At 42.4% G+C, this 6,149-nt stretch carries 8 protein-coding genes; 4 read left to right on the forward strand and 4 right to left on the reverse strand.

The annotated features are described in order from the left end of the window. Positions 1–160: helix-turn-helix domain-containing protein (locus IM322_RS20860; protein WP_287713323.1), on the reverse strand; the 160-nt coding region annotated here is incomplete at its 3' end. Between the two features lie 91 nt (positions 161–251). Here IM322_RS20860 and IM322_RS20865 point away from each other — a divergent pair. Beyond that, positions 252–587, forward strand: a complete 336-nt coding sequence (locus IM322_RS20865) for an excalibur calcium-binding domain-containing protein (RefSeq protein ID WP_286824585.1) — start codon at positions 252–254, stop codon at positions 585–587. 51 nt (positions 588–638) lie between these two features. Here the strand turns inward: IM322_RS20865 and IM322_RS20870 are convergent, their stop codons facing one another. Continuing rightward, positions 639–1,712 carry a Gfo/Idh/MocA family protein gene (locus tag IM322_RS20870; protein WP_151695534.1) on the reverse strand — a complete coding sequence of 358 codons (1,074 nt, stop codon included), beginning with the start codon at positions 1,710–1,712 and terminating at the stop codon, positions 639–641. 233 nt (positions 1,713–1,945) lie between these two features. On the opposite strand from IM322_RS20870, the gene IM322_RS20875 reads away from it, so the two are divergent. Next, positions 1,946–2,518: a shikimate kinase gene (locus IM322_RS20875; protein WP_287675574.1), complete on the forward strand. Its 573-nt coding sequence runs from the start codon at positions 1,946–1,948 to the stop codon at positions 2,516–2,518. Then, the gene (locus IM322_RS20880; protein WP_287675573.1) at positions 2,518–2,838 is read left to right on the forward strand and encodes a cupin domain-containing protein; all 321 of its coding nucleotides are present in this window, start codon (positions 2,518–2,520) and stop codon (positions 2,836–2,838) included. The genes IM322_RS20875 and IM322_RS20880 overlap by 1 nt, the downstream gene beginning before the upstream one ends. Before the next feature lie 17 nt (positions 2,839–2,855). On the opposite strand, the gene hemW is transcribed toward IM322_RS20880, so the two are convergent. Then, on the reverse strand, positions 2,856–4,028 hold the full coding sequence (gene hemW / locus IM322_RS20885; protein ID WP_287675572.1) for a radical SAM family heme chaperone HemW: 1,173 nt from the start codon (positions 4,026–4,028) through the stop codon (positions 2,856–2,858). A 382-nt stretch (positions 4,029–4,410) separates the two neighbouring features. On the opposite strand from hemW, the gene IM322_RS20890 reads away from it, so the two are divergent. Then, positions 4,411–5,490: a PIN/TRAM domain-containing protein gene (locus tag IM322_RS20890; protein ID WP_287675571.1), complete on the forward strand. Its 1,080-nt coding sequence runs from the start codon at positions 4,411–4,413 to the stop codon at positions 5,488–5,490. A 118-nt stretch (positions 5,491–5,608) separates the two neighbouring features. Here IM322_RS20890 and IM322_RS23580 read toward each other — a convergent pair whose 3' ends face one another. Next, positions 5,609–5,887 carry a hypothetical protein gene (locus tag IM322_RS23580; RefSeq protein WP_043995783.1) on the reverse strand — a complete coding sequence of 93 codons (279 nt, stop codon included), beginning with the start codon at positions 5,885–5,887 and terminating at the stop codon, positions 5,609–5,611. Positions 5,888–6,149 lie beyond the last annotated feature (262 nt).

Genomic DNA, 6,149 nt, shown 5'->3' on the forward strand with positions numbered 1-6,149 from the left:
AAGTTTGAGCGTAGCCTACTCTTTCTTGCTTTTCATACCAAGCTTGTGTTCTGACATGGAGAGCTTTATTGTAAACTAATCTTACACAGCCCAAGGTGCGCCGCAATAGCGACTCTTGTTCTGGTGTTGGGTAAAATCGGTAAGAATAAGCTTTTTCCATGTCTCACATTTTAGCATATATTTGGTAAATGCGCTAGTATTTAACGGTAAAGCCGTCGTAGAACGACGGGGTTTCAGACCCAAAATTTTCGATGAAAAAAGTAGTTGTTATTTTAATTCTGTTTTTTCTGGGGGAACAAATATCAATAAAATCACCAATTTCTGGCAATCAAACCCTCAATAATTTAGCCGTAGCTAACAACAATAATCGTCCTAATCCCCAGAAAAAACCTAGTCCTTCTCCACAATTTCGCTGCGATGGTAGAACTCACTGTTCGCAGATGACATCCTGTGCAGAAGCGACTTTTTTCTTGAGAAATTGCCCTAATGTCAAAATGGATGGAGACGGTGATGGAGTTCCCTGTGAAAGTCAATGGTGTGGTCAAAAATCCTCAGAAAAATGTTTGAAAAGTTCTCAAAATAACTAATTTGGTTTCCTCACCCCAACTCTCTCATTTAAAGAATCGGGGGAAAAACAATTAAGAAGCAGTAATCACGGGAGAATTAAGATATTGATAATTCCAGTCCGATTGTTGCCAAACGCGACCATCAAGGGCAATTTGTTCGATTAAACTAGCTAATCGTAAAGCTTTTAAAGCTTGTTCCCCACCGACGGAAGGTTGGTTCCCACCGCGCACACAATGAACAAAATGTTCTAATTCCGCGTGTAGAGGTTCAATATTGCTAGTATAAACCTTTTCAATTAAACCATCTTGACGGTAGAGAACTTGACCGTAATCAGTGCTATAGTTAGCGGTGGTTTGCCGGTGAATGAGGATTTCATTGTTGAGAAAATCCGCTTCCGTGAGAGAATTTTTACAGTGGGCTGCTAAACGGCGAATCTTGCGATGAGTCACCTTACTAGCGGTTAAATTAGCCACTACTCCATTACTAAAACCAAGGGTGGCAGTGACATAATCGAGATAACCGGAATCAGTGGCAGCGCGACTACCACTAGCGGTTAATTTCACCACAGGAGCGGCGACTAATTCTAAAATTAAATCTATATCATGGATCATTAAATCTAACACCACCGAGACATCATTAGCTCGCTGGGAATAGGGACTCATGCGATGGGATTCAATCGCTAGAATCTCCTCGGTTTTCAAGACCTTCGATAACTCTTGGAAAGCGGGATTAAAACGCTCGATATGACCCACTTGCAGAATACAATCGTGATCGGCTGCCGCATTGACTAAAGATTCCGCTTCACTAATACTAGCGGCGATCGGTTTCTCGATCAAGGTATGTACTCCCCCTTGCAGACAGTCCATCCCGACTCGATGGTGTAACCGCGTGGGGACAGCGATACAAACCGCATCTACCCTAGGTAAGAGGTCTAAATAATTTTCAAAAAAACGGACTCGGTATTTACTGGCAGTTTCCAGTCCCTTTTCGACGTTGACATCGGCCACCCCGACGAATTCCACGTCTTTTAATAAACTCAGGATGCGACTATGGTGTTGTCCCATGTTACCGACCCCGATAACCCCGACTTTAATCGGTTTGAGTTGATTTCTGTTACCCGGAAAGTTTGCTGGTTGATTGGACATGAATTTTAGACTCCTGTGTTCACACTCCTCACACCACTTGATTAAATTAATCAAGCTGATTTTGTCGATTAATTACCAAGATGGTATCATGGTTATCCAGATTCTGACACGATGTCGGTGTCAATGGGAGTTCTGAGAAGATTTTCTGATTTCACCTGCGGGTTTTCACTCCTAAATGCTTATCAAAACATCGTCCCTTAGTAGCGAGGACTACATTCAGCTAAATTTTAACTATGGACAATGCAACAGATTTTAACTCCTTACGGGGATTAAGTGTTTTTTTGCTAGGAATGATGGGGGCCGGCAAATCCACCCTGGGAGAGTTGCTTTCCCGACGGTTACAATATCGTTTTTTTGATACAGATATATTAATAGAAAGGGTCGCGGGAAAGAAAATTAAGGAAATTTTTGCCGACGAGGGAGAAGCGACTTTTCGGGAGTTAGAAACCCAAGTTTTGGCCGAATTATCCTCTCTGACTAAAACTGTGATTGCTACCGGGGGAGGGATGGTTTTAAAACCGATGAATTGGAGTTATCTTCGTCACGGTTTAATGATTTGGTTAGATGTTCCTCTCGAAGTCTTGGTTAAACGTTTAAAACAAGATACCTCTCGTCCCTTGCTTAAGTCCACTGATTTAGAAAGTAACCTGGAATTATTATTAGAACAAAGACGAGGACTTTATGCAGAAGCAGATCTTCGGATTGTTGTTTCTGACCTAGATACACCTACTGATATCGTTGAGAAAATTTTAACAGCAATACCGACGGTGATTAAAGATTTTCATCCAGAAAGGGATCATAACTAATGACAGCAGCTTCAATTTTTGATTTACCTGAACTAATTCCTGACCGAGAAATTCTGGAAATTTTGGCCCAAAGTCAGGCTATTCGTCTGGAAAGAATTATTTCCACTGGTCAAACCACTCCCATCGGTCAATGGTACGATCAATCTGACTTTGAATGGGTGATTTTATTACAGGGTTTTGCCGAGATTAGTTATGAGGATGGCAGCCGAGTTAATCTGCAAGCAGGGGATTATCTACTGATTCCTCCTCACCAAAAACATCGCGTCGAATTTACTAGCAATAATCCCCCTTGTATTTGGTTAGCTGTCTATTATCGCTAGGAAACTATAGTTTCTAACTATTGCCAGCGATCGAATAAATCGGTTAAAACGATATTAGAAAACAAAAAACCTTCGGGGTCGCTTAATCTGACCCTGCTATCCCCCTCAATTATTACTAAATTACGCTGTTTATGCGGCTCTAAGACCTCTAAAATTGCTTTTTTGATTTCCGAACCAAAATTAGCTTCAATGGCCGGTAAACTCACTCCTTCCGCTAACCTTAACCCCAGCATCAAGGTTTCGAGAAGATCATCAATCAAACTATTTTTCTCCACGTCAATTGGGCAGCCTTCTTTTACCCAAGCGAAATAGTCGCGACTTTTGCGCGGACGGGTAAAACGTTGTTGATGAAGATAACTAGCAGCCCCCATACCAAAGCCGTAATAGGGACGATTTTCCCAGTAAACTCGATTATGTCGGCATTGATAACCCGGTTTGGCATAGTTAGAAATTTCGTAATGTTGATAACCGGCTAAAGCTAGTTTTTCACCGGCTAAAACATACATTTTTGCCGTGGTTTCATCATCGGGTAAGGGTTTTTTCCCCGGTTGATACTGTTTACCGAAAGGAGTAACCGCTTCTAAGACCAAATCGTAACAGGAAAGATGGGCCGGTTGCAGTTCGATCGCTTTTTCTAGGGAATTTTCCCAATCTGTGAGGGTTTGTTGTGGCAATCCCGAAATCAAATCCAAACTATAGTTAACTATTCCCAATCCCTGAATTAATTCCACTGCATGATAGATATCCTGAACAGTATGCGATCGACCAGAAACCTGTAATAATGGTTCTTGAAAAGCCTGTACTCCTAAACTAACCCGATTGACTCCCGCGCTAAGATAACCCTGTAATTGTTCTAAACTAAAGGTAGCCGGATCAATCTCCATAGAAATCTCTATATCAGCTGCAAAATCAAACTTTTTGGCTAAAGTATCCAGAATTGCCCCTAATAATTCCACCGGTAACAGGGAAGGAGTCCCCCCCCCAAAAAAAATTGTTTCTAGGGGTTTCCCAGTCCCCTGACTAAGGCTAATTTCTTCTTGTAATATTTCCCCATACTCCACCACAGGGGGAAAAGTCGCCGGATTGGTGCGATTACCGACGACAAAAATCGGGAAATCACAGTAAAAACAGCGCCGACGACAAAAGGGAATATGAATATAAACCGAGGTTACGGGGTGAAAATAGGACATTAAAGCAGTTATCAGTGAACAGTGAACAGTAATCAGTAATCAGTGAACTCATACAGCCTTTCTCGTCAAGGTGAGGTACAGACTAACCCTTGCTAATCAAGTATTTTAGATGCAAGAACGAACCTCATCTATCTGAGAAACGCTGTAACTCGCATCCGATGACTGATAACTAATAACTGATAACCGATTCAAGGCTGACGACCGACGGCTGTAATTTCGTTTATCTTCGTTAAGATGTATTATGGCTGGGGAGAACATCTCCTAGAATGAAAGCAACTTTCCCGACACAAATTAGGAGAAGCCCACAGATATAATATAAAAGCATTCATACTCATTATTTTATCTACCATCATTCCCCCCTATCCTCTCTGGTATTATCCCTATGCTTGATGCCGTCATAATTTTATTATTCGTCTTCGCTATTGCCAGTATTGGTTATAGTGGTGTGGACTTGCTGCCGGTTACTGTCCAGTCGCAAATCAGCAATATTGAAGCTTTACGCTGGTTATCGGCGGGTTTTGCCTCAATTATTGGTTTAGCTCTTGGTTTAGTTGCCCAAACTACCTATCGTCGTCTAGAAACCCAAGTACGACAAACTCCGATCGAAGTTATTTTAACCCGTTCGGTCGGTCTAGTTATCGGTTTGTTGATTGCTAATCTGATCCTAGCTCCGATTTTCTTCCTACCGATTCCTAGAGAATTCTCGTTTATTAAGCCGATAATCGCCATTTTAGGCAGTATTATGTTTTCCTATCTGGGGGTTAGTTTAGCAGATACCCACGGTCGCACTTTTTTGCGTCTGATTAACCCGAATAGTATGGAATCAATTTTAGTGGCAGAGGGAACCCTGCAAGCGGCCGCCACCAAAGTTGTTGACACCAGTTGTATTATCGATGGTCGTATCGAACAATTGTTAGACACAGGATTTATTGAGGGACAGATACTCATTCCCCAATTTATCCTTCAGGAATTGCAACAGTTAGCGGATGGCAGTAACGACCAAAAACGAGTCAGAGGAAGACGAGGATTAGACATCTTAAACCGGATGCAAGAAGAATTTCCCGATCGCATTATCATTCATCCAGCCGATTATGACGATATTAGCACCGTAGATGCTAAATTAGTCCATCTTGCCCAAGAAATTAACGCCACCTTGCTCACTAACGATTATAATCTCAGTAAAGTGGCCAATCTGCAAAAAGTCACCATCTTGAATGTCAACGATCTCGCCCAAGCAGTACGCCCGATCTACTTGCCTGGGGATACTTTGGACCTAAAAATTCTCAAAGCAGGAAAAGAACCCACCCAAGGCATCGGTTATCTAGAAGATGGCACGATGGTAGTGGTAGAAGAAGGAAAAGATTATCTAGGGGGAGAATTGCGGGTAGTGGTGACATCTGCATTGCAAACCTCTGCCGGACGGATGATTTTTGCGAAACCCCAAAATTCCCTGATTGCTTGAAGGGAATAAAAGCCAAAAAAGCCTCAAATACAGGGCCAGAGGGGATTGTATTTGAGGAATTTCATTTTTTAAGGGAAGTTAAGTCACCAATCGAACTATCTAGCCAATTGATACCTAATTAAGCTGGTTTATTGATTACAGCCATGGACTGACGAGCAAAACCGAAATAACTATCCCAGAATTGTTTCTGACTATCGAGGGCAACTTTGGTGGCGGTTTCTTGGGCGGTTAGGTAGGATTTCACCCATTCTTGTTGATATTCGAGGGATTTAACCAAAGTTTCTGGAAACTCAAACACTGGTGTAGTCGTGGGAACACCATTACCCCAAGCGGACAGAAGCAGTTTCTGCCATTCGGCTAGGTATTTTTGGTATTCTTCAAGATAATTGGTGTTCATAGAAGTCAAACCGCTAACTAACCCATCTGGAAGGAGATGGCGAGAAAGTGGGGCGGTGTTGCCACCTTCTCGAAAGCAAAAATCGTGCCGAGATAAAATATAATATTCCATCCCTTCCTTAATTTTGACATCCTCGCCGCCGTAAAACGGACGGCGATTCCTCACCACGCCACTTTTTTAGGGTGGTCGCTGAACGGGGTTGACGCTTCACAGGAAGGATACTGCTACCTTAGCGGTAGTCTTATGCCTTCCTCCACGTCCA

Source organism: Microcystis sp. M109S1 (assembly GCF_020247025.1).
GTDB lineage: Bacteria > Cyanobacteriota > Cyanobacteriia > Cyanobacteriales > Microcystaceae > Microcystis.